This window comes from Nakamurella flava (genome assembly GCF_005298075.1).
In the GTDB taxonomy this organism is placed as follows: domain Bacteria; phylum Actinomycetota; class Actinomycetes; order Mycobacteriales; family Nakamurellaceae; genus Nakamurella; species Nakamurella flava.
Window position 1 is genome coordinate 19,337 of record NZ_SZZH01000005.1, and the last position, 23,802, is coordinate 43,138.

Sequence of the window (23,802 nt, forward strand, 5' to 3'; positions counted from 1 at the left end):
GGGCCGTCGGTCAGCCGGCCGCCGGGGTCCGGGCCTGGCCGGGGTAGAGCAGGGATCGGACCCCGAGGATGCCGGCCCGCTCGTCCTCGGACAGCCCGCCCCACACCCCGAAGGATTCGCAGACGGACAGCGCGTGGGCGCGGCACTGGGCGATGACCGGGCACTCGCCGCAGATCTGCTTGGCCTGCGAGATACGTTGCGCGCGATACGGATTGCGTTCCCGATCGGGGTGGAAGAACACCTCGACGTCCATGCCCCGACAGGCCGCCTGCAGCTGCCACTCCCAGGCGACCGCCACTGGTCGCGGACGTTCCATGTCGACCCATCCCTTCTGCATCACAGAATGCATCTTCCGTATTGCGGAACTGAGATAATATCGCCCGGGTCGGCTCACGGATATGCCCGCGGTGGTCCCCGGACCAGATATATCCGGGGATCCGCCACCGGCGTCTCAGCGGCGGGTGAGCTCCGGTTCCGCAGCCCCGACGGCCCCGGTGACGAACCGGTACGACAGGCCGGCGACGGCCGCACCCAGCAGCGGCGCCAACCAGAAAAGCCACAGCTGCGACAGACTCTCGCCGCCGGCGAACAGCGCGGGACCGGTCGACCGGGCCGGGTTCACCGACCCGTTGGTGACCGGGATGGCGACGAGGAGGATCACCGTCAGGGTGAAGCCGATGGCCAGCGGCCCGAAACCCTTTTCCGCACGGGTGTCCGTGACCGAGAGGATGACGAAGACGAACAGCGCGGTGAGCAGCACCTCGACGATCAGTCCGGACAGCAGCGAGAAGCCGCCCGGCGAATTGCTGCCAAACCCGTTGGTCGCGAAAGCCCCCGGCCCGCTGGGCGTCTCGAATCCGTTCCGGCCGCGGGCCACGACGGAGAGCAGTCCGGCCGCGACGACGGCCCCGACCACCTGGGTGAGGACGTACGGCGCGACGTCCTTGGCCGCGAACCGACGACCCAGCCAGAGACCGACGGTGACGGCCGGGTTGAAGTGCCCGCCGGAGATGTGCCCGACCGCGTACGCCATGGTCAGCACGGCGAGACCGAAGGCCAGCGCGACCCCGAGATAGCCGATGCCGACGCCGGGTTCACCGTCCACCTTGGCCGCGAGGACGGCCGCACCACAGCCCATGAACACCAGCCAGAACGTTCCGATGAACTCGGCGGCCAGACGGTTTCCTAGTTTCACGATTCCTCTTCATCCTGTGCGCAGCCGGCGACCGGACGGCCGCCGGGCTCGCCCGTACCCCCCGGCCGGCTCGACGACGCGAGCGCCGTCGGGGGGACGGGCACCGGTCCCCGACTTTCGGGGACACGTGAGTTGGACACCGGATCGGCGACGGACTCACACCCGGTTTCGTCGTCTCGTTCGGCACGATTGAGCAGGGTCCCGCGCGGAAACAGTGCTCCGGTGAACCATCCGCGGCAGCCACCGACGACCGATCCCCAGTGGTGGCGCACCGCGGTCGTCTACCAGGTGCTGCTGCGCAGCTTCGCCGACGGGGACGGCGACGGGGTGGGCGACCTCGCCGGGCTGCGGGCGCGGCTGGGCCACCTGGCCGCCCTGGACGTCGACGCCGTCTGGGTCAACCCCTGGTACCCGTCACCGATGGTCGACGCCGGGTACGACGTCAGCGACTACCGCGCCGTCGATCCCCGCTACGGCGATCTCGACCAGGCCCGGCAGTTCGTGACCGAGGCCCATGCGGTCGGCATGCGGGTGCTGCTCGACATCGTGCCCAACCACACCTCCGATGCGCACCCCTGGTTCCAGGCGGCCCTGGCCGGTGACCCGGACACCCGGGCCCGGTACCTGTTCCGTCCCGGCCGCGGTGCGCGCGGCGAGCTGCCGCCCAACGACTGGGAGAGCTCGTTCCGCGGCCCGGCGTGGACCCGTACGACCGACCCAATGACCGGCGAACCCGGCGAGTGGTACCTGCATCTGTTCTCCCCCGCCCAGCCCGACCTGGACTGGACGAACCCGCAGGTGCACGTCGAACTGCTGGACGTCCTGCGGTTCTGGTTCGACCTCGGCGTGGACGGTTTTCGCGTCGACGTGGCCCACGGTCTGGCCAAGGCCCACGGACTACCCGATGCGCTGGGCGCCGACCGCCGCACCGAGGCCCACCCCGGCTGGGACCAGGACGACGTGCACGAGGTCTACCGGGCGTGGCGGGCGCTCGCCGATTCCTACGACCCGCCGCGCGTCTTCGTGGCCGAGGCGTGGGTGGGGCGCCGGGAACGGCTACCGCTGTACGTGCGGCCGGACGAGCTGCACGCCGCCTTCGCCTTCGAGCCGTTGCACGTGGCCTGGCGGGAGGGGCCCTGGCGTCGGGTCATCGAACGGGAGCTGGCGTTCTCGGACCTGACCGGGGCGCCGAGTTCGTGGGTGCTGACCAACCACGACGTGGTCCGTCAGGTGACCCGCTACTCGCGGGAGCAGCCCCCCGAGAAGGGCGGCAACGAGTGGGAACGGGCCCGCTGGCCGCATTCCCGCCCCGACTACCGGCTCGGCCGGAACCGGGCCCGGGCCGCGCACCTGCTGGTGGCGGCGCTACCCGGCGTCCTCTACCTCTACCTCGGAGAGGAACTGGGCCTGCCGGAGGTCGAGGACCTCCCCGCGCGGGCCCGGGTCGACCCGATCTTCCACCGCTCCGGCGGCACCGACCCCGGGCGGGACGGCTGCCGCGTCCCGCTGCCCTGGGTGGCCGGCGCCGCGTCGGCCGGCTTCTCCCCGGCCGTGCGCGCCGACGGGTCAGCCCCTGCCGACCCGTGGCTGCCGCAGCCGCCCGGCTGGGACGATCTGGCCGCCTCGGAGCAGGAGTCGGACCCGGACTCGATGCTCGCGCTGTACCGGACGTCATTGGCGCTGCGCCGCAAATGGTGGGCCGACGCCGGCCCGGTGACCTGGGAGGGGACCGCGCCGTCCGGCGTGCTGGCCTTCCGGCGATCCACCCGCGACGGCGACCTGCACTGCTGGGTCACCTTCGACGACGGCACCCGACTGCCGGCCGGCGCGCAGATCGTGCTGGCCTCGCGCCCGGGCCTGGGCGCCCCGCCCGGCGACGCCTGGCCGGATGGTGCGGCCGTCCCGCCCGACACCACGGTCTGGTGGCGTCGGCCGTGACCGCCCGGCTCACCGCAGCCGGAACAGCCGTTCCGGCCGACCCGCACCGTACTTCAGGCTGACCACGACCGCCCCGGTGCGCTCCAGGTATTCCAGGTACCGCCGGGCGCTGACCCGGGACAGGCCGATCCGTTCCGCGACCTGGCTGGCCGACAGCGCCTCGTCGCGGGTGAGCAGGCTGCGCACCGCGCCCACCGTCTCCGGGCTGAGCCCCTTGGGCACCGGTTGCTCGGCCGCACCGCCGGCCGGGGTGACGCCGAAGAGCCGGTCGACGTGCTGCTGCTCGATCTGCAGATCGACCCGGGCCGCCTCGTCCAGCAGCCGACGGGTCTGCCGGAAGTGCTCGAGCCGCTCGCCCAGGGCGTCGTACTCGAACGGCTTGATCAGGTAGGACACCGCACCGCCCTGCACCGCGGCCCGGACGGTGTCCAGTTCGCGGGCCGCGGACACCACGATGATGTCGACCTGGGGGAACTCGGCCCGCACCCGGCGCAGCACGTCGATGCCGCTCATGTCGGGCAGGTAGACGTCCAGCAACAGCAGGTCCGGACGGAGGGTGGCGACCGCGGCCAGGGCCTCCGCGCCGGTGTGGACCGTGGCCACCACCTCGAAACCGGGCCGGCCGCCCAGGTAACGCGTGTGGATGCGGGCGACCATGAAGTCGTCGTCGACGACCACCACGGAGTACGTCGGACCGGCATCTGCTGCGGGACCGCCGGCCGGCGGGTCGTCATCGACCACCCGGTCATTCTGACCCATGCGCCACCTCGCCCCACGGCCCGGCGGGTGCGGCGGCCGACGGAGGCGAACCGGCCGGCGCCCCCGCGGCCGGGCGTCGGCGCGGCACCACCGCGGTGAACGACGCACCGGGGGTGGGTGGCGCTCCCGCGGCCACGCCCACCGAGCCACCGCGGTCCTGACAGACCCGACGGACCAGCGACAGACCGACGCCGCGACCGCCCACCACGGCGGCCGACTTGGTCGAGAACCCGCGGTCGAAGATGCGGTCGGCCGCCCCCTGGGCCAGCCCGGGGCCGCTGTCGGCGACGACCACCCGCACGACGTGGTCGTCCGCGGTGATCTCGACCTGCACGACGGCCTCGGCGACGTCGGCGACCGCGTCGAACGCGTTGTCGACGAGGTTGCCCAGCACGGTCGCGACGTCCGTCGACAGCTCGTGCGGCAGCCGCGGGCACCGGGACGCCGGCAGCAGATCCAGCCGGATCAGCCGCTCCGCGGCCAGGCTCGACTTGGCCCCGAGCAGCGCGGCCACCGCCGGATCCTCCACCAGGGCGGCGATCTGCTCGTCCGCCTCGGCCCGGCGGCGGGCCAGACCGGCGACGTACTCGCGGGCCTCGTCGTACTCGCCGAGCTGCAGCAGCCCCGAGATGACGTGCAACTGGTTGTCGAACTCGTGGGTCTGGGCCCGCAACGAGTCCGTCGCGTTGCGGGTCGCGCCCAGTTGCCGCTGCACGGCGATCAACTCGGACCGGTCCCGCAGGGTGAGCACGCTGCCCCAGCGGGACGATTCCTGCTCACCGCCAGTCGTTCTCGACCGGGCGCCGCGGGCGGCCCGGCGGTTGACGACGAGCACCCGGTCGCCGTGGACGACCACGAGGTCGTTGCCGGCCCGGGCGCCGGTGACCACGTCGTGCAGGTCGGCGGGCAGCTCGAGATCGTCGACGCGGCGGCCCACCACGTCGGCCGGCAGGTCCAGCAGCTCGCGGGCACCGTCGTTGGCCACCGTCACCGTGCCGTCCGGGTCCACCCCGAGGACGCCCTCGCGGATCCCGTACAGCACCGCCTCCCGCTGGTCGGCCAACCCGGCGATCTCGGCCGGTTCCAGGCCGTGCGTCTGCCGTTTGATCCGGCGGGCCAGCAGCAGCGACCCGGCCACCCCGGCCGCCGCGGCCAGCGCGATGAGGCCGAGCAGTTCGGGGACGCCGGCGACCAGCAGGCTCCAGGTGCCCGGGTACTCCTCGGCCACCAGAGCCAGTCCGATGACCGAACCGTCCTCGGCGTAGATCGGGGCCGCCGCGGCCAGCAGCTGGGGTCCGTCGAGCGTGACGTCGCCGTCCCACGACCGTCCGGACCAGACGCGACTGTCCGGCAGGGTCAGCTCGGTGCCGACGAGGGAGGGGTCGGTGCCGGCGACCACCTGGCGCCCGGGGTCGGCCAGCAGGACGAGCGAGGCCCCCGACTGGATGCGGACCGACTCGGCCACCGGGGCGAGCTGACCGGCCGGGTCGGGCACCGAGAAGCCCGCCCGCACCAGGGGATTCGCCGCCAGGTTCTCGGCCGCCCCGAGCACCCGGCTGCCACTGGAGTCGGCGAACTGGGCCACGGCCTGGCGCACCGAGACCAACCCGGCCACCGCCAGCACCAGCGCGATCACCACCAACTGCAGGACGAGGAACGTGCCGGCCAGGGTTCGTGGGAGCGCGCGGCGCCAGGACAACCGCGTCGCCATCGCCGCCTCCCTCGCCGCCCGATCGGCACGGCGGCCCGTCGCAGGGACGCGCCGTCGCCGCCGTCCGGAGATAGTGGACGGGTGAGTCCACCGTCGCCGGCCGGCCCGTCCGGGAAGCATCCCACCCGACGGCGGATGCGGCGGTTCGCCGTGCTGCTGGCGGTCCTGCTGTCCGTTGCCGGCGGATGCGCGACCGACGCCTACCCGCCGTTGCGGATCCTGGTGCCCAGCAACGCCGGCGGCGGCTACGACGTCACCGCGCGGATCGCCGCGGAACTGCTGGACTCCGAGGGCATCGTCGACCACCCCGAGGTGTTCAACGTGGCCGGCGGTGGCGGCGCCGTGGGCCTGACCCGGATGGTGCAGGAGTCCGGGAACAGCGACCTGCTCATGCTCATGGGTCTGGGGGTGGTGGCCGCCAGCATCACCGGTAACAGCCCCGCCCGGGTCACCCGGGTGGTGCCGATCGCCCGGCTGATCACCGAACCCGAGGTCGTCCTGGTCCGGGCCGCCTCGCCGTACCGGACGCTCGACGAGCTCGTGGCCGACTGGCGGCTGCGCGGCGCCGGCCTGCGCATCGGCGGCGGCTCCATCCCCGGCGGCACCGACAACCTCATGCTGCTGCAGCTGGCCCGGGCGGCCGGCATCCCGGCCACGGATGTCGGCTACGTGCCGCACGAGGGCGGCGGCCAACTGCTGCCCGCGCTGCTCGACGGGTCGATCGACGCCGCCGTGTCCGGCCCGCGGGAGGTCCTCGAGCAGGTCCGTTCCGGGCAACTACGGGTGCTGGCCACCTCGGGGACGCAGCGGCTGTCGTCCGTCGACGCCCCGACGCTGCGGGAGGCCGGCTACGACGTGGCGTTCACGAACTGGCGGGGCGTGGTGGCGCCGCCGGGCATTCCGCAGGCCACCCGGCAGCGGTTCGTCGCGCTGTTCACCAACCTGCACTCCTCCCCCGGCTGGCAGCAGCAGCTGGCCGAGAACGGTTGGCAGGACGCGTTCCTCACCGGCACCGAGTTCGGTGACTTCCTCACCGACCAGGACGCGGCGGTGCGACGCGAACTGCAGGAGCTGGGGCTGGCCTGAGGGTCAGCGACTGGGCGGGGCGCCCATCCCGCTCGGCGGGGCGCCCATGCCGCCCTGACCACCGGAGCCACCGGGTGCCGACCCACCGGTCTGCGCCGTGCCGGCGTCGACCCCGACGTCCAGCGACACCACGTAACCCTTCGTCACGTCACCGGTGACGGTCGCGAGCTGGTGCGCGGCGGAGTCGTCGCTGAAGACGTTGTCGGTGCTCAGGCTGAGCTGGGCCAGGTTCGCGACCGACTGCTCGTACCCGCTGGTGGCGTAGACGGTGTCGCAGACGTCCTGCGGGAACGCGAGTTGCGAGGTGGAGACGGCGTTGTCGTGGTCGGTGATGCCGGCCTCGTCCGGGTAGACCTCGAAATGCACGTGAGGCCACCGACCCGAGTAGCAGGCCGGGAAGATGCTCGTGAACTCGACCACGCCGGACGCGTCGGCGATCTGCACCCCACGCAGGTAGTTCTCGTTCTCCAGGCCGCTCGAGTACATCGAGTACTCCCCGGCCCGGTTGCAGTGCCAGACGTAGACCGCGGCCCCGGCGTACGGGGTCTGACCGCCCTCCAGGTTGAAGACCGTCAGGCGCAGGGTCATCGGGATGCCCTCGGCAGTGGTGGTCGACGTGCCGAAGCTGGAACGGATGTCGCTGCGGACCACGCCGCTCTGCTCCAGGATGTCCGGACCGTTGGTGCCGTCGGCCGGGTAGGGACCGTTGGTCTCGTCCGGGATCTCGGTGAGCGTCCCGGTGGCGGCGCTGCTGGCAGCGGTGGTCGAGGCGGCGCTCGCCGATCCGGAGGCCCCGCCGCCGCACGCGGCCAGCCCGACGCCGACCGCGCCCAGCCCCATCACCTTGAGCAGGCGACGCCGGCCGAGCAACGTGCCGAGGTCGAACTGGAGGCCCTGGTCGACGACCTCCTCGTCCGGGAACGGCAGGGTGCGGCCCTGATAGGTGGGGCGGGTCGTCATCGGGACTCCTCGAGGCTGGGTGGCGCGGACGTCGGATCCGCGGGCCGGCTGGGGCGTGGGCCGGCACCGATGACGATGCGCGAGCTGCCCGGACGGGAGCTGTTCGGACGCTGTGCCGTGGCTGTGCCGGTCACGGAACCACGACGGTCCGACGGCAGGCCGGTGGTGGCACGATCAGCCGGTGCTGGCTCGCCTCGGTCGCTGGATCGCCCGCCACGCCGGGCTCGTCGTCGTGCTGTGGGTCGTCGCGACCGCCCTCGGTTTCACCCTGGCCGTCGGCGGTGTGGGCGAGGGTCTGTTCGCCCGGCTGGCCACCGGCGAACCCAGCGTCTCCGGTGAGGCCTCCGCCGGTCGGGATCTGCTGGACGAACGCGCCACCGACGGGCCGTCGGTGACCCTGCTGGTCCGTGACGCCCCGTTCGACTCGACCGCCGTGCAGGCCGCGGCCCCCACGGTGGTCGCGGCCGCCGAAGCGATCGGGGCGATCGACGGCGTGGCCCGGGTCGATCAACCGCTCGCGATCGGTCCGGAATCGGGGGCCGACCCGACCGCTCAAGCGGCCCGGGCGGCCCTGGTCGCGGCCGACGGATCCGGTTTCCTGGTGACGGCGACCCTGGACGGCGACCTCGACCGGACCACCCGGAACGCGACACAGGACGCCGTCGAGCAACGCCTGGACCAGCTGGGCGTCGAACTCGCCGCGGCCGTCCCGGGGTCGAGCGCGCAGGTCGGCGGCGGCTCCCTCCTGTTCGACACCATCACCCGGCAGGTCGAGAAGGACCTGGTGTCCGGCGAACTCATCGCCCTGCCGCTCAGCCTGTTCGTGATGGTGCTGGTGTTCGGCGGGTTCCTGGCCGCCGGGATGCCGATCGTCGGAGCCGTCGCGTCCATCGCCGGCGCGCTGGTGGCGCTGCTCGGCTTCTCGTACGTGCTCGACCTCGACGCCAGCGTCGTCAACGTGGTCACCGTCCTCGGGCTGGGTCTGTCGATCGACTACGGCCTGCTCATCGTGTCCCGCTACCGCGAGGAGCTGCGCGACCAGCTGGCCGCCACCCGTACCCGGGCCACCGCGACCGCGCGGACCGACGCGCTGGCCGCGACGATGGCGACCGCCGGCCGGACGGTGCTGTTCTCCGGCGTGACGGTCGCGATCAGCCTGGCCGGCCTGCTGGTCTTCCGAGCCCCGCTGCTCCGGGCGGTCGGGGCCGCCGGGGTGAGCGTCGTCGCGGTCGCGCTGCTCGTCTCCCTCACCCTCATCCCGGCCGTCCTGGCGCTGGCCGGGCGGCGCATGCTGCGACCGGGCCTGCTCACCCGGGTCCCGGGACTTCGGTCGCTGACCACCCGGTTCGGGGACGTCCCGCCGGACGAGGGCTTCTTCTCCCGGCTGGCCCGCCGCACCCAGCGCCGTCCCGTGCTGGTGCTGGTCGGGGTGGTGGTGCTGCTCGGACTGCTGGCCGCCCCGGCGCTGCGACTGGAGGTCCGCAACTCCGGGGTGGAACTCCTGCCGCCCAGCGCCCCGGACCGGCAGTTCTTCGACGAACTCACCGCCGATTACCCGGCCGCCGCCATCCCGGCCTTCCAGGTGGTGGCGCCGGTCGGTCCGCAGGCGTTGGCCGGGGTGGCCGAACGAACGGCGACGCTCCCCGGTGTCCGGGCGGTGACGCCGCCCCGGGCCGTCGGTGCGGGTGACGCGCCGGTGTCGACCTTCGCCGTGGTGATGACCATCCCGGACCCGGGTTCAACGGACGCACGCGCCGCGGTGCAGACCCTGCGGGCCGAACGGGACGCCGGCACCGTGCCGGGCGGGGTGGCGTTCGACGTCACGGGGTCGACCGCGTTCCTGGTCGATTTCACCGCTGCGCTGGCCGCTGACGCACCGCTGGCCGCCGCGGTCGTCGTGCTGGCCACGTTCGTCCTGCTCTTCCTGCTCACCGGGTCGCTGCTCATCCCGCTCAAAGCGTTGCTGATGAACGTGATCTCGCTCGGGGCGTCGATCGGCGTGCTGGTCTGGGTCTTCCAGGACGGCCACGGCGAGGACCTGCTCGGCTTCGCCTCCACCGGCGGGGTCGAGTCGATCATCCCGGTGCTGGTGCTGGCCATGGGTTTCGGTCTGGCCATGGACTACGAGGTCTTCCTGCTGGCCCGGATCAAGGAGTTCCGGGACGCCGGGGTGCCCAACGACGAGGCGGTCGTCCGGGGTCTGCAGAAGTCCGGACGCATCATCACCTCGGCCGCGCTCATCGTCGTGCTGGTGTTCTCCGGGTTCGTCGCCGGCCAGCTGCTGGTCATCAAGCAGACCGGTGTCGCCCTCGCGGTGGCCGTCGCCGTGGACGCGACCGTCGTCCGCTGCCTGCTGGTGCCGGCGACGATGACGTTGCTGGGTGAGTGGAACTGGTGGGCCCCGGCGCCGCTGCGCCGGCTGTACGCGCGGATCGGTCTGCGCCACTGACGTCGTCGGCCCGGCCTGGCGAAGTCGGCGCAGAAATGTGCTCGATATGTCCCATCCGGGCGCCGGTCGGCTCCGAATGACGGAATGCGGTGACGGGGGGCCGCATGTCGGCCACGGTCGCCGGGTTCCCGTTGAGGGGTCGGGGACCCGGGCTGAGCCGGCCAGCGTCGGCCCGTCGCACGGATCCATCTCTGGGTCCGGCGATGGGCCGGCAGGCTCCGGGAACCCCGGATTAGACGGGTGGCCACCGGGTTACCGTCGGGCCATGACCGACCTCGCCACCCGCGCCCGCACCCTGTTGGATCTGCACACGGACCCGGAGATCCTGGTCCTGGCCAACGTCTGGGACGTCATCTCCGCCCGCGTCGTCGCCGATGTCCCCGGCGTCAAGGCGCTGGCCACCGCCAGCCATTCGATCGCCGCCACCTTCGGCTACGAGGACGGCGAGAACATTCCCCTCGAGCTGCACCTGGACATGGTGCGGCGCGTCGTGCAGGCCGTCGACATTCCCGTCTCGATGGATTTCGAGGCCGGCTACGGCGATCCCGGACGAACGGCCGCCCGGGCCATCGAGGTCGGGGTGGTCGGGGCCAATCTGGAGGATCAGATGCGTCCGCTGGACGAAGCCGTCGCCCATGTGGAGGCGGTGATGGCCGCCGGTCGGGCCGCCGGCATCGACTTCGTCCTCAACGCCCGGACCGACGTGTTCGTCAAGGCCGCGCCGGACGCCGACCGTCAGGGGCTGGTCGACGAGGCCATCCGCCGGGGAAAGGCCTTCCTGGACGCCGGCGCCCCGGTGGTGTTCGTCCCCCGGCTGGTCGACCGCGAGGAGATCCGCCAGGTCGCGTCCGCGCTCGGCGAGCGCAAGCTCACGCTGATCAGCCCGCCCGGTGCCGCCCTGCCGGCCTCCGAACTGCAGGAGCTGGGAGTGGCCCGGGTGTCCACCGGGCCGTTCACCCAGCGCGTCGCACTCACCGCCCTGCAGGACGCCGCGACCGACATCGTCGGCGGCGGGGTGCTGCCGGCGACCACCCGCGCCCTGAACTGACGCCGGTCGGGCCGGTCGGTCAACGACTGATCGACCGGCCCGGGACGGTCCGGTGGCGCAGTGCCCGGTGGGTGAGCCGGAGGTCGACGGCCAGGGCCGCGGTGGCCGCCATCACGTAGACCACGAGATCCCGGGCGTTGAAACCGGTGCCGAGCACCAGCGCGGCCGGTGGGAACCGGCGGGCCAGCTCCACCGGGATCCCGGTGGCCTGGAACAGCTCCACCGCCACGCTCCACCCTCCGGCGAGCAGCGCGACGATCCGCGGGGCCAGTGTCGGGAACAGCGACACCAGCCCCGCGTAGACGGCCACGGTGTAGAGGGCGTCACCGGCGATGTCGGTGACGGGGCTCGCCGGCAGCGCCCGGTGCACGAGCAGCCCGGCGATCACCGTCACCAGAAGGACGAGAAGACCGGCGCGGCGGCGAAGGTGGGAGCTCACCGCAGCATCGTGGCATCCGTGTCCGTGGGGAATCGTCCGCGGCGCGGCGGTCAGGCGACCCGGGCAGGGTCGACGCACACCGGCTCCAGGTGCGCGTGGTGATGGTCGCGGTCGGGTGGCGTGGCCAGGACGACGGCCGTCCTGCCGTCCAGTTCGGCCTCGCTGAGCAGCCCCGATCCCGAGAGGCGGTCCTCCAGAGCAGCGAGCCAGTGTTCGTAGTAGGACCACGGCTCGCCGGCCTCGGATCCGCCATCGGCTTCCCAGGCGCGGATGGACTCGATCAGCGACAACTGGAACTCCGCCCACTCGAACTGCCGGGCGTCGTAGGCCGCGACCGCGATGGCGAAGGCGCGTATCTCCCACGGTTCGGAGAACGAGGCCTCGCCGTCGGGGGCGCCGGGCAGCCCGCAGACGAGCTTTTCCACTCGACGTCGGGCGTCGCCCAGCTCGGTCGCGTCCGGCCGGATGCGGGTGCGAGCGGTCGTGGTCACCGCGATGCTCCCGCCAGCGGGCCGACGCCGATCATGCTGTCCCGGGTGACCAGCTGGGCCAGCTCCTCCTCCGACAGGTCCTCGGTGCCGGCCGGGCGCGGGGGCAGTACCCAGTAGCGCATCTCGCTGCTGGAGTCCCACACCCGGATCTCGACGTCGTCGGAGATGCTGTAGCCGAAGCTCTCCCGCAGCACCTTGCGGGGCTCACGGACGATGGCCGCCCGGTACTGCGGGTCCTTGTACCAGTTCGGCGGCAGGCCCAGCACCGGCCACGGGTAGCACGAGCACAGCGTGCAGACGATGACGTTGTGCACGGTGTCGGTGTCCTCCACCACCACCATGTCCTCACCCTGCAGGCCACCGATGCCGAGCTCGGCGCAGGCCTCCGAGGCATCGGCCAGGAGCCGGGTCTTGAACTCGGGATCGACCCAGGCCTTGGCCACCACCGCCGCACCCAGCTGCGGGCCGACCTCGTTCTCGTAGATCTCGACCATCCGGTCGACGGCCTGACTGGTCATGATGCCCTTTTCGATGAGCATCGATTCCAGAGCCTTGACCCGAGCGGCGATCTCCGCCGGGGTACGGGTGTGCGAGCTCATGCCGATGTCCTTTCCTTGGTGGCCGCTTCGACGAGTTCGATGTACGGGTCCCACACGTCGAAGTAGACCGATTCGTTCGGCTCCGCACCCTCGCTGCCCCACAGCTCCGTGGCGTCGAAACGCACGGTGTAGACATGCTCGGGGCATTCGCCGCGGCCGTTACCGGCGGTATCGGGGTAGATGAAAACGCCGTGCGCGAGGACGATCTCGCCGACCGCGCCACGGATGTACCGGGCCTTGCGCGTGTGGTCGACGGGGGCGCCGCGGCTCACCCGCACCGTGTCGCCGACCGCGAAACGCGCCGGTTTGTCGCTCTCCCGCTTGGCCGAGGCACCGGCCGGGACGACGGCGTTGATGAACGCCAGCAGCTCCGGATCGTCCTCGTGCTCGGGGAGCGGGGCGTCCGGATTCTCCAGGTAGTACTGGGTGCGGCGGTCGAGCTCGGCCAGATCGAGCTTGCCGGTGCGCGCCCCGTGGTACTCCACCGTGTGCACCCAGTGCTCGTAGTAGGGCGACTTGAGGTACACCGCCGGGTCGATGTGCTCGATGCCGTGGCGGAACTCGTCCACCCCGAAGAACCCGGCGCGGAAGCACAGGGCGAACATGGGGAAGACGCTCTTCTCCCAGTCGGCCCGGAAGACCGGTTCCTCGTCCGGGACGACGACGGGGCCCACCCCGTCCGTTCCGCCGAGGTCGAAAACTCCGTTCACGCAGGCACTCCTCGTGTGACGTCCGCGGGGGACGGGGTGGACGGGATGGTGAGTCGATCGACCAACCAGCCGGCGGCGACGCCGAGCACCGCCCACAGCACGGCCAGCTGGCCCAGTGAGGCGAGTCGGAAATTCCAGACCACGGCGGCCGGCACGTCCGCGGAAATGGTGTCGGGGCTGTCGGGCAACGCGACCATGACGACGGTCACGAGGACGACGACCAGGCCGAGGGCCGCGGCGGCAACCGCACCGCCGGCTGACCCGCGGGCCCGTAGGGCGCCGACGAGAGCGGCCACGGCCAGGGCGATGACGATCCCGCAGACCAGCACGGCGCCGTAGATCGCGGTCCGGATCCCGACGGTGACCGGGTCTCCGACCGCGGGCGGGTTCGCCGGGATCTTGAGCGCCGGCAGCAGGGCGAAGACGCCGAATCCGACGGCGGCCAGCACGGCCGTCCGGGCACCATCGGTGCCACCGGGCAGCCGGTGCCGCACGAGCGCGAAGACCGAGCCGACGACCACCGCGAACACCACGCCGGCGATGACGACGCCCAGCACACCGCCGATCTCCTGGGTGGTGCGGCTGAACATGTCCTCGTGGGAATGGTCGTGGCCGGTTTCCGAGCGCAGCTCCTCGAGGGCGAGCGCCGGTGCGATGGTCCGTTCCGTGACCAGCAGCTGGAAGGCCGCTGCCGCCGCCCCCGCGATCACCCCGGCAAGCGCGAACCGACCGAGGAGCTGCCCGAAGGGCGGGACCTGGGTCAGTGACATGGCATGCCCAGGGCGTGGCGCGCGTCGTGGAAGAACTCGTGCGCGACGTCGCCGGCCTGCGCCAGGACCGCGCCATTGTCCTGGGTGACCAGGTACAGGGTGAACAGCGCGAGCAGGGTCAGCGCCCATGCCCATGCGGGGACGGCGACGGCCGGCAGGACGCGGCGGGCGAGCGGTTGCTGTGCAGTGGTCATGGTCGTCCTTCTGTGAGCGTTACCAGGGCTTTCAGCGGGCGAGTGCGGGGGCGGCCGACCCGGCGGGGGCGGGGAAGCCGCCGAGGGCCTGTTCGTAGGCGTGGGCGACCTGCAGAACGGTGGCGTCGTCGAATCGCGAGCCGATGATCATCAGACCGGCCGGCAGCCCGCCGACCAGGGCGGTCGGTACCGAGCAGGCCGGGTGGCCGGTGACGTCGAAGGGCGCCGTGTTGACCACCATCGACAGGGCGACGTCGAGATAGGTGCTCAGCGAGATGTCCGCGGCGGGGATACTGCGCGCTGTGTACGGGAGTGTCGGCATCACCAGGACGTCGAACTCGGCGAGCGCCCGGTCGTAGGCCGCGCGGACGTCCAGGGCCAGGTTGCGCGCCATGGCGTAGTAGCGGCCACCGCCGGTCAGGAAGGTGTGCCGACCGGACAGACCGACCAGCTTGACCGTCTTGGACAGGTGCACGCCTGCCGTGAGCCGTTGCCGACCGTAGTGCTCGATCAGCTCGGGATCGTAGAGACCCTCGGAATTCATGCCGTAGGCGTTGCCATCGAGCATCTGGTACGCCGCCCCCTCGGTGGCGATGACGTTCCACACGTGCATGGCGTCGGTGTGCCAGGGGATGGACACCTCCTGGGCGACCAGGCCGAGGGACTCCAGGACGCCCACGGCGTCGCGGACGGCGGCGTCGACCGCGGGGTCGGAGTTGGACAGGCCGAAACCCTCCCGGACGACGCCCACCCGCAGGCCGGTGACCGGCCGCTCCAGCGCGGCGACGTAGTCCGCGCCGGCGACCCCTTCCGGCTGTCGCGGGTCGAACCCGTCAGCGCCCGCCAGCACGCCCAGCATCAGCGCGGCGTCGGCCACGGTCCGGGTGATGGGCCCCAGATGGTCGATGGTGCGCTCGATGGGGAACGCCCCGGTGTACGGCACCAGACCGAAAGTCGGTTTGTGCCCGACGGTTCCGCAGAACGAACTGGGAATGCGGACGGAGCCGCCCTGGTCGCCACCGAGCGCGATGTCGACCACCCCGCCGGCCACCAGAGCCGCGCTGCCACTGGAGGACCCCCCGGCATTGCGGGTCTCGTCCCAGGGGTTGCGCACCGGCGCGGGATGGGACGTGAAGCTGCCGCCGGAGAAGCAGAGGTCCTCACAGACCGACTTGCCCGCGATCTCGGCCCCGGCGGCCAGCAGCCGGGAGACGGCGGTGGCGTCGCGGACGGGTACGAAACCTTCGACCGTGCGCGACCCGTTCATCATGGGGACCCCGGCCACCATGACGTTGTCCTTGATCGCCGCGGTGCGGCCGGCCAGCGGGCCCTCGGCAGTGTCGGTGATTGATGTCGTGACATACCAGGCCCCGTAGGGGTTCTCGGACGGTGTCTGCCACGCACGCTCCGGAGCCTGCGGGGCGCTGGCCCGGTACAGCTGCTCCACCGCATGGGACGAGGCGAACGACCCATTGACGGCGGGAAGGAACTCGTCCTGGTCGGCGGCCGACAGGCCGAAGCGGTAGTGCTCGTCGAAGGCGGCGAGCCCGGCGGAATCGAGTGGGGGGACAGGCATGTCGGGGAACGTAGGACGGCACCGGGCCATGCGTCAACATGTAGCGACGCATTGACATGAATTTAACCTGGCTGCAGTGTCTGTAACGCGATACCGGCCGCGCGCGAGAACCTCATCCGCTGGGACACCCGGCCGTGGCCGTCCAGGACGACCCGGCCGCGGGGCAGGTCATGGCTACCCGACCGCAACGTGTCGGCGATCGCCACCGGATCGTCGACCCCGACCGCGCGCGCCGCCGTCCACCAGAGCAGGATCGCCTCGTAGACGGCCTCGCTCAGAGTGGACAGCGGCGCCGCCCACGGTCCGAAGCGCTCGCGATACCGACGCTGCAGGTCGACGTTCGCCGGGGTCTGGAGCGTGCCCACGTAACCGGACACCGCATGCACGCCGCGGCTGGCCGCCACGCCGATGCGGGCGAGGGTCGACTCGTCGAGGGCCGGAGCCAGCGTCACGTACCGGTCGCTCAGACCGGCGGCGTGCAACTGCCGTTGGAACACCGCCGAATCCTGGCCGACGAAAGTCGACAGCAGCAGATCGGCGTCCGAGGCGTGCAGCGCCTCGATCACCCTGGTGAAATCCACGCTGCCCAGAGGAACCAGTGCCTCGCCGGCAATCTGTCCACCTTGGCCGGGGAGGACGCGACGCGCGGTGCGGTGCATGGCTCTTGGCCAGATGTAGTCGTTGCCCGCCAGGAACCACCGGCGACCGTCGCTGCGTCGCATCAGTTCCGGTGCCGCCGTGCGGATCTGATCCAGCGGGCGCTCACCGAGCTGGATCTGGAGCCGACCCGCACCGGACCCCTCGTTCATGATCGCGTACACCAGCAGGACCCCGGTGCCCCGCAGTGCCTGCGCGACCGCTCGGTAGGTGTGGGAAGCGGTGGCCACCAGGATGGTGCGGCAACCCGAAGCCGCCAGCCGCCGCGCTTCGGCCACGCCGGTCGCGGAATCGGTCGCATCGTCGCCGACCAGCAGCTCGATCGGCGCCGTCCCGTGCCGTCGCTCGGCGTTGATCTCGTCGACCGCCAGCGCAGCCATGCCGTCGACCGCGGCTCCGAAGAGACTGCCGGATCCAGACTTACTGGTCAGCAGGCCCAGCGGAGTGGTCCGGGAGGACGCGTGCCGCAACACGTGTCCGCGTCGGCGCATCAACCAGCGGAGCCCCTCCTCATCCAGTTCCTCCTGCAGGGTGACGAGGGTGCCGTCAGGGTCGTCGGTCATCCGCACCACCAGCCGCCCCCGCCAGGGCTGATCGTGCTGGATCTCGATCAGGGACGGGTAACGGATGCGGCCGATCCGGCCGAACACGACGACCGGGCCCCCGGTCTGACCGTCGATCGGCAGGGACAGCATGATCGCGGCGCCCGGTTCCACCACATCGCAACTGCAGTCGAACAGCCAGCCACCGGCGTCCCCCGACCCGAAGCGGGAGAACAGCTCGGTGCGGCGCACCGGAGTGTGCCGTCGCGCCGACACCACGACCTTGCCCATGGCTGTGCGCGGGTCAGGCTGACCGAGTGCCGCGACTCGACCTCGATGGGGCGACGGCATCGGCGTCGTCGAGCGAGTTCTGCAGCAGGCCCTGCAACAGGCCGATCACGTCGCGCATCGGCCCCTCGGTCGACAGCGAATAGTGTCGGAACCGGCCATCACGCCGCTCGCTGACCAGTCCGGCCGTGTGGAGCACCCGCAGATGACTCGACACTGCCGTCCGACCCACCGAGTCGATGGCGTCAGCGATCTCACCGGCGGTGCGACTGTCGTGACGCGAGAGGAGATCCAGGATCGACCGCCGCACCGGATCGGCGAGGGCGTCGAATGCGGCATCCGTGGCCACGGCTGTGTCTCCCTGCCGGTAGGGCCGCATGGCGGCGATCACTTCGCAGGGTACCGCCGCGGGCGAGTCGGCCCGCAGGAATCGAGGCGACTCGGCGACCGCTGACCTGCGCAGGGTGGGGTGACGGGTATGACGACACACGCGGGTCACGGGCACTCGACGGACCTTCTGCCGCGCCTGCTGGAGTTGGACGCCGAGCTGCACCACTTGATCGTGCTGGCGGCGAGCGACGCGGTGGCCGCGGTCAGCAGACCCGTGATTCCGACCGGGAGCGGTTGCGGGCCCTGGTTCTGGATCTGATGGGGCCACCCGACGTCCTGCGCTCCGTCCACGTCCGCAGCCGGCGGACGCTCTGGCTGGCCCGTCGGCCCTGACCGGGGCCGGCGAACCTGTCCATGTTCGTAGGGTCAGAAGTCATCCACCGACCGGGGCCGGGGCGGACGCGACCGCGGCCACGAACCCGCCAACGAAGGAGTCACCGAGCCCGATAGTGGTGGGTCTCTGCGGACGCAGCACGAACGCTGGGACCGCCACTGCCGGGATGCCGCGATCGGCCAGCACCTCGACGGCCGCGGTCGACGCTGCGGCGCCGGGCTCGTGGACCGGACCGTCCGCGGTGCGCCGGTAGTCGTCCGGGGTGAAGTCGTCCCCGTGGGTGAACCGGGTGCCCGCCATGATGACGCCGCCGCGGACGGCGTCCGCCCAGCGCTCGGCCTGTGGCCCGCAGGCCATCGCCCAGTACTTGGTGTGCACCACCACCGCCGGGGCCGGGATGGCCGCGTGCAGATCGGCCAGCGCCGCGGCCACCTGCGCGGGATCGAGCAGATCGATGTCCCGGCCGACGTGCTCGGCCAACTCGTCCTCGTTCATGCTGATCACGTCGACCACGTCGACCAGCCCGTCGAGCACGGCCCGGTGCAGCGATCGGTCGTGGAACCCGGCGTCCTCGTAGAACACCACCCCACCCGCCGGGACGGCCCGGGCGTCGGACCGGAGCCGGGCGATCCGATCGTCGAGCACAGACCGGCCCACGATGGTGTTCAGCCCGGAGATCTCGAAAACCGCAGCGTCGGCGAGAAGCTCGGTCAGCTCCGGGCTCAGCCGCAGGTCGCGGTTGGGCGGGTCGTTGACCAGGATGACGCGGTTCGGGTGCTGAGCCGTCACCACCTGGTCCCCCACCCGCACGCTGGCCCCCGCGGGGAACTGCACGATGACATGCGGCTCGGAGCTGTCGGCGGTCGCGCTGCTGACGTACCGGCACCCGGCCGGCAGCAGCCGCCGCACGTGGTCGTTGATGCTGACCAGGTGCAGGGTGCTGGTCACGCCGAGCCGGCTCATGGCCAGCGCGGCGCGGACCCCGGTGCCGCCCAAGGTGATCCGGTAGTCGAAGTGCTCACCGAAGGCCTCGAGGACGGCCGGGCTGGCCACGAACCGCTCGCCGCCGCCGCCGGTGCGCAGGAACCCGAGCACTGCTCGGACGAGCGTGCGTTCGTCGGTGATCGGGATCCACGGGTCCAGCTCTTCGACAGTGACGGCGTGCTGGTCGGCCAGCCGCTGGACAATTCCCGCGTCCCAGTCGATCTCCCAGTCGACCGTACCGCCAAGACCGAGAACGATCCGGGCGGCCGGGTCGAGGGGAGCGCGGCCCGTGGTGGCCGCGCTGCCCTCCGTGCTCATGCGTCGCTCCCTCTTCGCGGCGATCCGTCTACCGACAGATCAGTACAGGGTGGCCTTGCCGGCCGCGTCGAACAGCTCGATCTTGTGCGCGGCGACGACCTTCATCGCCGCGATGCACGGCGGCTGGATCGAGTTCGGCTCGCGCAGGGACGTATCGGCCAGCACCTCGCGCATCTTGTCGTGGTAGGCGACCTTGATGTCACTGGAGATGTTGATCTTGTTGATGCCGAGCTTGACCGACTGGCCGATCTCGGCGTCCGGGTTGTTGGACCCGCCGTGCAGCACCAGCGGGATGCCCACCGCGGCCTTGATCTGCTCCAGCAGGTCCAGGCGCAGCTCCGGCTTCATCCAGGACGGGTAGATGCCGTGGCAGGTGCCGATGGCCACGGCCAGACTGTCGACCCCGGTGGCCTCGATGAACGCCTTGGCGTCGGCCGGGTCGGTGTACACGATGGTGGCGGCGCCGTCCTCGGCCTCGCTGTCGGTCTTGCCGATGGTCCCGAGCTCACCCTCGACCGAGATGCCGACCGGGTGGGCGACGTCGACGGCGGCCTTGGTGCGGGCGATGTTCTCCTCGAACGGCGACATCGAACCGTCCAGCATCACCGAGGTGAACCCGGTGCGGATGGCGGTCAGCATCTGCTCCGTGGTGGCGCCGTGGTCCCAGTGCAGGGCGACCGGCACCGACGAGCGGTGCGCCCGCTCGATGATGGCCCGGGTCAGCTCCTGACCGGTGTGGGCCAGCTCGTCCGGGTGGATGGCGACGATGAGCGGCGCCTCCCGCTCCTCGCTGATGTCGAAGATGCCACCCGCCATCGCCCAGTCGCTGATGTTGAAAGCCGGGACCGCGAAGTTGTTCTCGTTCGCGACGTCCAGCATCTTCTTGCCGTCGATCAGCACAGCTGTCCTCTTTCGTGGATGTTGATGGAGCGCGCGGTCAGCTCTTGACCGAGCCGGAGGTCATGCCTCCGATGAAATACCGCTGGAAAATCAGGAACAACAACAGCACGGGAATGCTGCCCAACACGCTCATGGCCATCATCTCGTTCCATTCGTACGAGTGCTGGCCCATCAGCAGCTGGATCCCGACCGGGACGGTGCGCATGTCCTCGGTCTTGGTCAGGGTGAGTGCGAACAGGAACTCGTTCCACGAGATCATGAACGTGTAGACGGACACCGAGATGATGCCGGGGATCGAGATCGGAACCAACACCCGGAACAGCGCGACCAATGGCCCGCCGCCGTCGACGCGGACGGCCTCGTCCAATTCCTTGGGCAGGGTGTTGAAATACCCGGTCATCATGATGATGGCGTACGGCAGCGTGAACACCATGTACGTCAGGATCAGACCCGGGTAGGTGTTGTACAGCTTCAGTACGACCATCAATCCGAAGTAGGGCACCAGCAGGGTGATCGGCGGGATGGCCTGCACGCTGACGATCAGGACGCTGAGGGCCTTCTTGCCCCGGAACTCGTAGCGGCTGAACGCGTACGCGGCCAAGAGCGACACCAGCAGGGTCAGAGCGGTCACACTCAGCGCGATGACGTAGCTGTTGAGGAAGAACCGCAGCTTCGTCGAGTCGGTCAGGATCGAGGTGTAGGCCGAGAACGAGAACGAGTCGGTGATCAGACTCGGTGGCAGCGAGAAGATCTCGGTGTTGGACTTGAACGAGTTCGAGAGCATCCAGAGCACGGGCAGACCGGCGAACAGCGCTCCGACGGTCAGCCCGGCCAGCAGGGCGATCTTCGCCGGCCAGTGCGAGGCGGGGCGATTCTGCCGGACACCGCCGCCGGACGGCGCAGTCGAGGTGATGGTGGTCATGTCAGTCCCGCGCCTTCTGGTGACGGGCGTACCAGAAGGCCAGCACCATCGACAGCAGGAAGACGATGACCGCGCTGGTGGACGCCAGGGAGAACTCGTACTCGCTGAACGCGAGCTTGTACGTGTAGGTGGACAGCATCTCGGTACTGGTGCCGGGTCCACCGCCGGTGGTCATCCAGATCAAAGCGAATTGCTGGGACGTCCAGATGACGTCGAGCATCGCCATGCTGATGATGATCGGTCGCAACTGCGGAATGGTGACGTTGAAGAACTGCTGCCGGGCGGTGGCCCCGTCGACGCGGGCCGCCTCGTACAGGTCCCTGGGAATACCCTGGAGGCCGGCCAGCAGGCTGACCATGTAGAACGGGTAACCGGCCCAGATGTTGATGAAGGTGACCGCGATCAATGCGGTGGAGGGCGACGAGAGCCATTCCACCTTCTCGCTGATCAGACCCCACTGCTGCAGGATGTAATTCAGCACACCGTTGGGGCTCAGGATGAGCCGCCACAGCACGGCGATCACCGCGACGGTGAACAACCAGGGCAGGAAGTAGATGACCCGGAAGACCGCCCGGGTGGCGTTCGACAGCAGGGGCGAGTTCAGCATCATCGCGAACGTCAGCCCGAGGACGAGGTGCGCCACGACGCTGGTCACGGTGAAGATCACCGTGTTCATCAGGGCCTTGAGGAAAATCGGGTCGGTGAGGATCTCGCCGTAGTTGCCGAGCCCGATGATCTCGGACTTGCGGGTCATGATGACGTTGTTCTTCAGCGAGTACACGATCACCATGACGATCGGTACCAACATCAGGACGAGCATCAACAGGACGGTGGGCGACAGGAACGCCCAAGGGGTCAGATTCTTGCGCCGGCGCGGGGTCCGTCCCGCGGCCGCCTTACCGGGCGCAGGCGGCACCCGGTGCACCGCTTGTGTGACATCAGATGTCGCCGTTGCCATCTTGGTCCTCCAGACGATTGCGAGTGCGGCCCTGGGCGGCCGCCCGCCCCCGGGAGGGGACGGGCGGCCGGCCCGGTGGGATCAGCCGGTCAGAACTTCTCGGACCAGGCCTGCTGGACCTTCTGGAGGCCGTCGGTGGTGGACTCGTCACCCGACAGCACCGCCTGCAGTTCGGTGTCGAAGGTGCGCATCAGGTCCTCGGCGGCGGGCAGGCCGACGAACTCGTTGGCCGGGTAGCCGCTCTGGTAGATGTCGAACGCCTTCTTCATCAGCGCGTCGGACTGCACGTAGTCCGGCACCGACTCCTTGTTGCCCGGGAACGCTTTGGCCACCGAGGACAGCTGCGAGTTGACATCCTTGCTCATCAGGAACTGCACCAGCTTGAAGGCCTCGGCCTTGTGCTCGCTGTTCTCGGCGACACCGATACCCCAGGAGGCGTAGGGGATCCCGCGCTTGCCGGAGTACCCGTCGGTGGCCGGGATGGCGGAGATGTCGAAGTTCAGGTTCGGGTTCTTCTCCCGGATCTGGTTCACGTGAGCGAGCGAGTCGATCATCATGCCGACCCGGCCGTTGGTGAACTCCTCGACCTTGTCCTGCTCCTTCATGGTGAACGAACCGGGAGCGATGACCTTGGCGTCCCACAGCGACTTGACGTAGTCGACCGCGCCGGTGACGTCGGCGTCGGTGACCGCGGGCTTGCCGTCCTTGAGCATCGAACCGCCGGACGCCCAGACCCACGACATGACGTCGTTCTGCACGCCGTTGGGCGCCTCGAGCGACAGCGGCAGGACCCAGCCCTTGGTGTCGCCGCCCAGCGCGGACACCTTGGCGGCCGCGTCGGCGAACTCGGTGCGGGTGGTCGGCGCGGTCGACACCCCGGCCTTGGTCAGCAGATCGGTGTTGGTGAACATCGGGTAGACGAAATTGACCACCGGGATCATGTAGGTGGAGCCCTCGAGCTGGACCTGACTGGCCAGCTGGGAATCGTCGTAGCCGGCGTCGGCCATCAACTTGGACAGGTCCGCGATCGAGCCCTGCTTGACGAAGTCGGCGACCCAGGCGCCGTCCAGGCCGACGACGTCGGACATGGTGCCCGCGGCCGCGCCGGCGATGACCTGCTCCTTGGTCGAGGAGTACGGACCGCTGATGAGCTTGACCTTGATGTTCGGGTTCTGCTTCTCGAACTCGTCCATCATTCCGCGCAGTGCGTTGGCCGGGAGCTCGGGCTCCCACCACTGCGCGAATTCCAGCGTGACCTGATCCCCGGAGGCCGCGGCCGAGCCGGACCCGGCCGGGGCCGCGGAATCGCTGCCGCCGCCGCAGGCGGCCAGCCCCAGGGCCAGCACCGCCGCACTGATGACGGACACCGACCGCCGCATTCGAGCGCCCTTGCTCATTGTTCTCCATCCGAACGATGCGTGATGTGCCGATCCGTGCCGGTTCACGCGAACTGATGCGGTTCCTTGCGCTTTTGCGCCAGGATGGCTGACACTAACGCGCATACTCTGGCACCGTCAAGCGGAAAGCAGCAGGAACTTGCATGGCTAGCGCGCGAACCCGCACAATCAGGCAGCCGATCGGTGG

At 70.6% G+C, this 23,802-nt stretch carries 23 protein-coding genes; 4 read left to right on the forward strand and 19 right to left on the reverse strand.

Annotation, left to right across the window (positions count from 1 at the left end):
* Positions 1 to 10: 10 nt before the first annotated feature.
* Both FDO65_RS17285 and aqpZ read right to left on the reverse strand, forming a co-directional pair.
* Positions 11 to 316 carry a WhiB family transcriptional regulator gene (locus FDO65_RS17285; protein WP_166442265.1) on the reverse strand — a complete coding sequence of 102 codons (306 nt, stop codon included), beginning with the start codon at positions 314 to 316 and terminating at the stop codon, positions 11 to 13.
* 135 nt (positions 317 to 451) lie between these two features.
* Positions 452 to 1,195: an aquaporin Z gene (gene aqpZ, locus FDO65_RS17290; protein WP_137450991.1), complete on the reverse strand. Its 744-nt coding sequence runs from the start codon at positions 1,193 to 1,195 to the stop codon at positions 452 to 454.
* A 222-nt stretch (positions 1,196 to 1,417) separates the two neighbouring features.
* Here aqpZ and FDO65_RS17295 point away from each other — a divergent pair, with 222 nt between their 5' ends.
* The gene (locus tag FDO65_RS17295; RefSeq protein WP_205850128.1) at positions 1,418 to 3,133 is read left to right on the forward strand and encodes a glycoside hydrolase family 13 protein; all 1,716 of its coding nucleotides are present in this window, start codon (positions 1,418 to 1,420) and stop codon (positions 3,131 to 3,133) included.
* Positions 3,134 to 3,142: 9 nt separating this feature from the next.
* Here FDO65_RS17295 and FDO65_RS17300 read toward each other — a convergent pair whose 3' ends face one another.
* Both FDO65_RS17300 and FDO65_RS17305 read right to left on the reverse strand, forming a co-directional pair.
* On the reverse strand, positions 3,143 to 3,892 hold the full coding sequence (locus FDO65_RS17300; RefSeq protein WP_137450993.1) for a response regulator: 750 nt from the start codon (positions 3,890 to 3,892) through the stop codon (positions 3,143 to 3,145).
* Complete coding sequence (locus FDO65_RS17305; protein WP_166442266.1) at positions 3,879 to 5,603, reverse strand: sensor histidine kinase; 1,725 nt, start codon at positions 5,601 to 5,603, stop codon at positions 3,879 to 3,881. Before FDO65_RS17305 ends, FDO65_RS17300 begins: the two co-directional genes overlap by 14 nt.
* Positions 5,604 to 5,684: 81 nt before the next feature.
* Between FDO65_RS17305 and FDO65_RS17310 the strand changes: the two genes are divergently transcribed.
* Positions 5,685 to 6,689, forward strand: coding sequence for a Bug family tripartite tricarboxylate transporter substrate binding protein (locus FDO65_RS17310; protein ID WP_205850129.1), 1,005 nt, complete (start codon positions 5,685 to 5,687; stop codon positions 6,687 to 6,689).
* Between the two features lie 3 nt (positions 6,690 to 6,692).
* On the opposite strand, the gene FDO65_RS17315 is transcribed toward FDO65_RS17310, so the two are convergent.
* Positions 6,693 to 7,649: an intradiol ring-cleavage dioxygenase gene (locus FDO65_RS17315; protein ID WP_137450995.1), complete on the reverse strand. Its 957-nt coding sequence runs from the start codon at positions 7,647 to 7,649 to the stop codon at positions 6,693 to 6,695.
* 181 nt (positions 7,650 to 7,830) lie between these two features.
* Here FDO65_RS17315 and FDO65_RS17320 point away from each other — a divergent pair, with 181 nt between their 5' ends.
* On the forward strand, positions 7,831 to 10,098 hold the full coding sequence (locus FDO65_RS17320) for an MMPL family transporter (protein ID WP_137450996.1): 2,268 nt from the start codon (positions 7,831 to 7,833) through the stop codon (positions 10,096 to 10,098).
* Positions 10,099 to 10,363: 265 nt separating this feature from the next.
* Positions 10,364 to 11,146, forward strand: a complete 783-nt coding sequence (locus FDO65_RS17325) for an isocitrate lyase/PEP mutase family protein (protein WP_137450997.1) — start codon at positions 10,364 to 10,366, stop codon at positions 11,144 to 11,146.
* 19 nt (positions 11,147 to 11,165) lie between these two features.
* On the opposite strand, the gene FDO65_RS17330 is transcribed toward FDO65_RS17325, so the two are convergent.
* From FDO65_RS17330 to FDO65_RS17395, 14 genes are all read right to left on the reverse strand, one after another.
* Positions 11,166 to 11,585, reverse strand: coding sequence for a ribosomal maturation YjgA family protein (locus FDO65_RS17330; RefSeq protein ID WP_205850130.1), 420 nt, complete (start codon positions 11,583 to 11,585; stop codon positions 11,166 to 11,168).
* A 50-nt stretch (positions 11,586 to 11,635) separates the two neighbouring features.
* Positions 11,636 to 12,076 carry a nitrile hydratase accessory protein gene (locus FDO65_RS17335; RefSeq protein WP_205850131.1) on the reverse strand — a complete coding sequence of 147 codons (441 nt, stop codon included), beginning with the start codon at positions 12,074 to 12,076 and terminating at the stop codon, positions 11,636 to 11,638.
* Positions 12,073 to 12,675 (reverse strand): nitrile hydratase subunit alpha, encoded by a 603-nt coding sequence (nthA, locus tag FDO65_RS17340; protein ID WP_137450998.1) that lies wholly within the window; start codon positions 12,673 to 12,675, stop codon positions 12,073 to 12,075. The genes FDO65_RS17335 and nthA overlap by 4 nt, the downstream gene beginning before the upstream one ends.
* Positions 12,672 to 13,385 carry a nitrile hydratase subunit beta gene (gene nthB, locus FDO65_RS17345; protein ID WP_137450999.1) on the reverse strand — a complete coding sequence of 238 codons (714 nt, stop codon included), beginning with the start codon at positions 13,383 to 13,385 and terminating at the stop codon, positions 12,672 to 12,674. The genes nthA and nthB overlap by 4 nt, the downstream gene beginning before the upstream one ends.
* Positions 13,382 to 14,155 carry a CbtA family protein gene (locus tag FDO65_RS17350; protein ID WP_137451000.1) on the reverse strand — a complete coding sequence of 258 codons (774 nt, stop codon included), beginning with the start codon at positions 14,153 to 14,155 and terminating at the stop codon, positions 13,382 to 13,384. Before FDO65_RS17350 ends, nthB begins: the two co-directional genes overlap by 4 nt.
* Positions 14,146 to 14,349, reverse strand: coding sequence for a CbtB-domain containing protein (locus tag FDO65_RS17355; protein ID WP_137451001.1), 204 nt, complete (start codon positions 14,347 to 14,349; stop codon positions 14,146 to 14,148). Before FDO65_RS17355 ends, FDO65_RS17350 begins: the two co-directional genes overlap by 10 nt.
* Before the next feature lie 31 nt (positions 14,350 to 14,380).
* Complete coding sequence (locus FDO65_RS17360; RefSeq protein ID WP_137451002.1) at positions 14,381 to 15,925, reverse strand: amidase; 1,545 nt, start codon at positions 15,923 to 15,925, stop codon at positions 14,381 to 14,383.
* Positions 15,926 to 15,987: 62 nt separating this feature from the next.
* Positions 15,988 to 17,415 carry a substrate-binding protein gene (locus FDO65_RS17365; RefSeq protein ID WP_137451003.1) on the reverse strand — a complete coding sequence of 476 codons (1,428 nt, stop codon included), beginning with the start codon at positions 17,413 to 17,415 and terminating at the stop codon, positions 15,988 to 15,990.
* Between the two features lie 13 nt (positions 17,416 to 17,428).
* Positions 17,429 to 17,968: a metalloregulator ArsR/SmtB family transcription factor gene (locus FDO65_RS22565; RefSeq protein ID WP_205850132.1), complete on the reverse strand. Its 540-nt coding sequence runs from the start codon at positions 17,966 to 17,968 to the stop codon at positions 17,429 to 17,431.
* Positions 17,969 to 18,175: 207 nt separating this feature from the next.
* Positions 18,176 to 19,438, reverse strand: a complete 1,263-nt coding sequence (locus tag FDO65_RS17375; protein ID WP_137451004.1) for an ADP-dependent glucokinase/phosphofructokinase — start codon at positions 19,436 to 19,438, stop codon at positions 18,176 to 18,178.
* A 39-nt stretch (positions 19,439 to 19,477) separates the two neighbouring features.
* Complete coding sequence (locus FDO65_RS17380) at positions 19,478 to 20,338, reverse strand: ketose-bisphosphate aldolase (RefSeq protein WP_137451005.1); 861 nt, start codon at positions 20,336 to 20,338, stop codon at positions 19,478 to 19,480.
* Positions 20,339 to 20,375: 37 nt separating this feature from the next.
* A complete protein-coding gene (locus FDO65_RS17385) occupies positions 20,376 to 21,260 on the reverse strand; it encodes a carbohydrate ABC transporter permease (protein WP_137451006.1) in 885 nt (294 codons plus the stop codon).
* 1 nt (position 21,261) lies between these two features.
* Positions 21,262 to 22,218, reverse strand: coding sequence for a carbohydrate ABC transporter permease (locus tag FDO65_RS17390; RefSeq protein WP_137451007.1), 957 nt, complete (start codon positions 22,216 to 22,218; stop codon positions 21,262 to 21,264).
* 89 nt (positions 22,219 to 22,307) lie between these two features.
* Complete coding sequence (locus FDO65_RS17395) at positions 22,308 to 23,615, reverse strand: ABC transporter substrate-binding protein (protein WP_137451008.1); 1,308 nt, start codon at positions 23,613 to 23,615, stop codon at positions 22,308 to 22,310.
* Positions 23,616 to 23,802: the final 187 nt, after the last annotated feature.

What these genes read in the sequence shown, in the direction of transcription:
- FDO65_RS17285 (WP_166442265.1), bottom strand. Translation starts at nt 316, where the DNA reads ATGGAACGTCCGCGACCAGTGGCGGTCGCCTGGGAGTGGCAGCTGCAG.
- FDO65_RS17300 (WP_137450993.1), bottom strand. Translation starts at nt 3,892, where the DNA reads ATGGGTCAGAATGACCGGGTGGTCGATGACGACCCGCCGGCCGGCGGT.
- FDO65_RS17305 (WP_166442266.1), bottom strand. Translation starts at nt 5,603, where the DNA reads ATGGCGACGCGGTTGTCCTGGCGCCGCGCGCTCCCACGAACCCTGGCC.
- FDO65_RS17315 (WP_137450995.1), bottom strand. Translation starts at nt 7,649, where the DNA reads ATGACGACCCGCCCCACCTATCAGGGCCGCACCCTGCCGTTCCCGGAC.
- FDO65_RS17325 (WP_137450997.1), top strand. Translation starts at nt 10,364, where the DNA reads ATGACCGACCTCGCCACCCGCGCCCGCACCCTGTTGGATCTGCACACG.
- nthA (WP_137450998.1), bottom strand. Translation starts at nt 12,675, where the DNA reads ATGAGCTCGCACACCCGTACCCCGGCGGAGATCGCCGCTCGGGTCAAG.
- FDO65_RS17350 (WP_137451000.1), bottom strand. Translation starts at nt 14,155, where the DNA reads ATGTCACTGACCCAGGTCCCGCCCTTCGGGCAGCTCCTCGGTCGGTTC.
- FDO65_RS17355 (WP_137451001.1), bottom strand. Translation starts at nt 14,349, where the DNA reads ATGACCACTGCACAGCAACCGCTCGCCCGCCGCGTCCTGCCGGCCGTC.
- FDO65_RS17360 (WP_137451002.1), bottom strand. Translation starts at nt 15,925, where the DNA reads ATGCCTGTCCCCCCACTCGATTCCGCCGGGCTCGCCGCCTTCGACGAG.
- FDO65_RS17365 (WP_137451003.1), bottom strand. Translation starts at nt 17,415, where the DNA reads ATGGGCAAGGTCGTGGTGTCGGCGCGACGGCACACTCCGGTGCGCCGC.
- FDO65_RS17375 (WP_137451004.1), bottom strand. Translation starts at nt 19,438, where the DNA reads ATGAGCACGGAGGGCAGCGCGGCCACCACGGGCCGCGCTCCCCTCGAC.
- FDO65_RS17385 (WP_137451006.1), bottom strand. Translation starts at nt 21,260, where the DNA reads ATGACCACCATCACCTCGACTGCGCCGTCCGGCGGCGGTGTCCGGCAG.
- FDO65_RS17390 (WP_137451007.1), bottom strand. Translation starts at nt 22,218, where the DNA reads ATGGCAACGGCGACATCTGATGTCACACAAGCGGTGCACCGGGTGCCG.
- FDO65_RS17395 (WP_137451008.1), bottom strand. Translation starts at nt 23,615, where the DNA reads ATGAGCAAGGGCGCTCGAATGCGGCGGTCGGTGTCCGTCATCAGTGCG.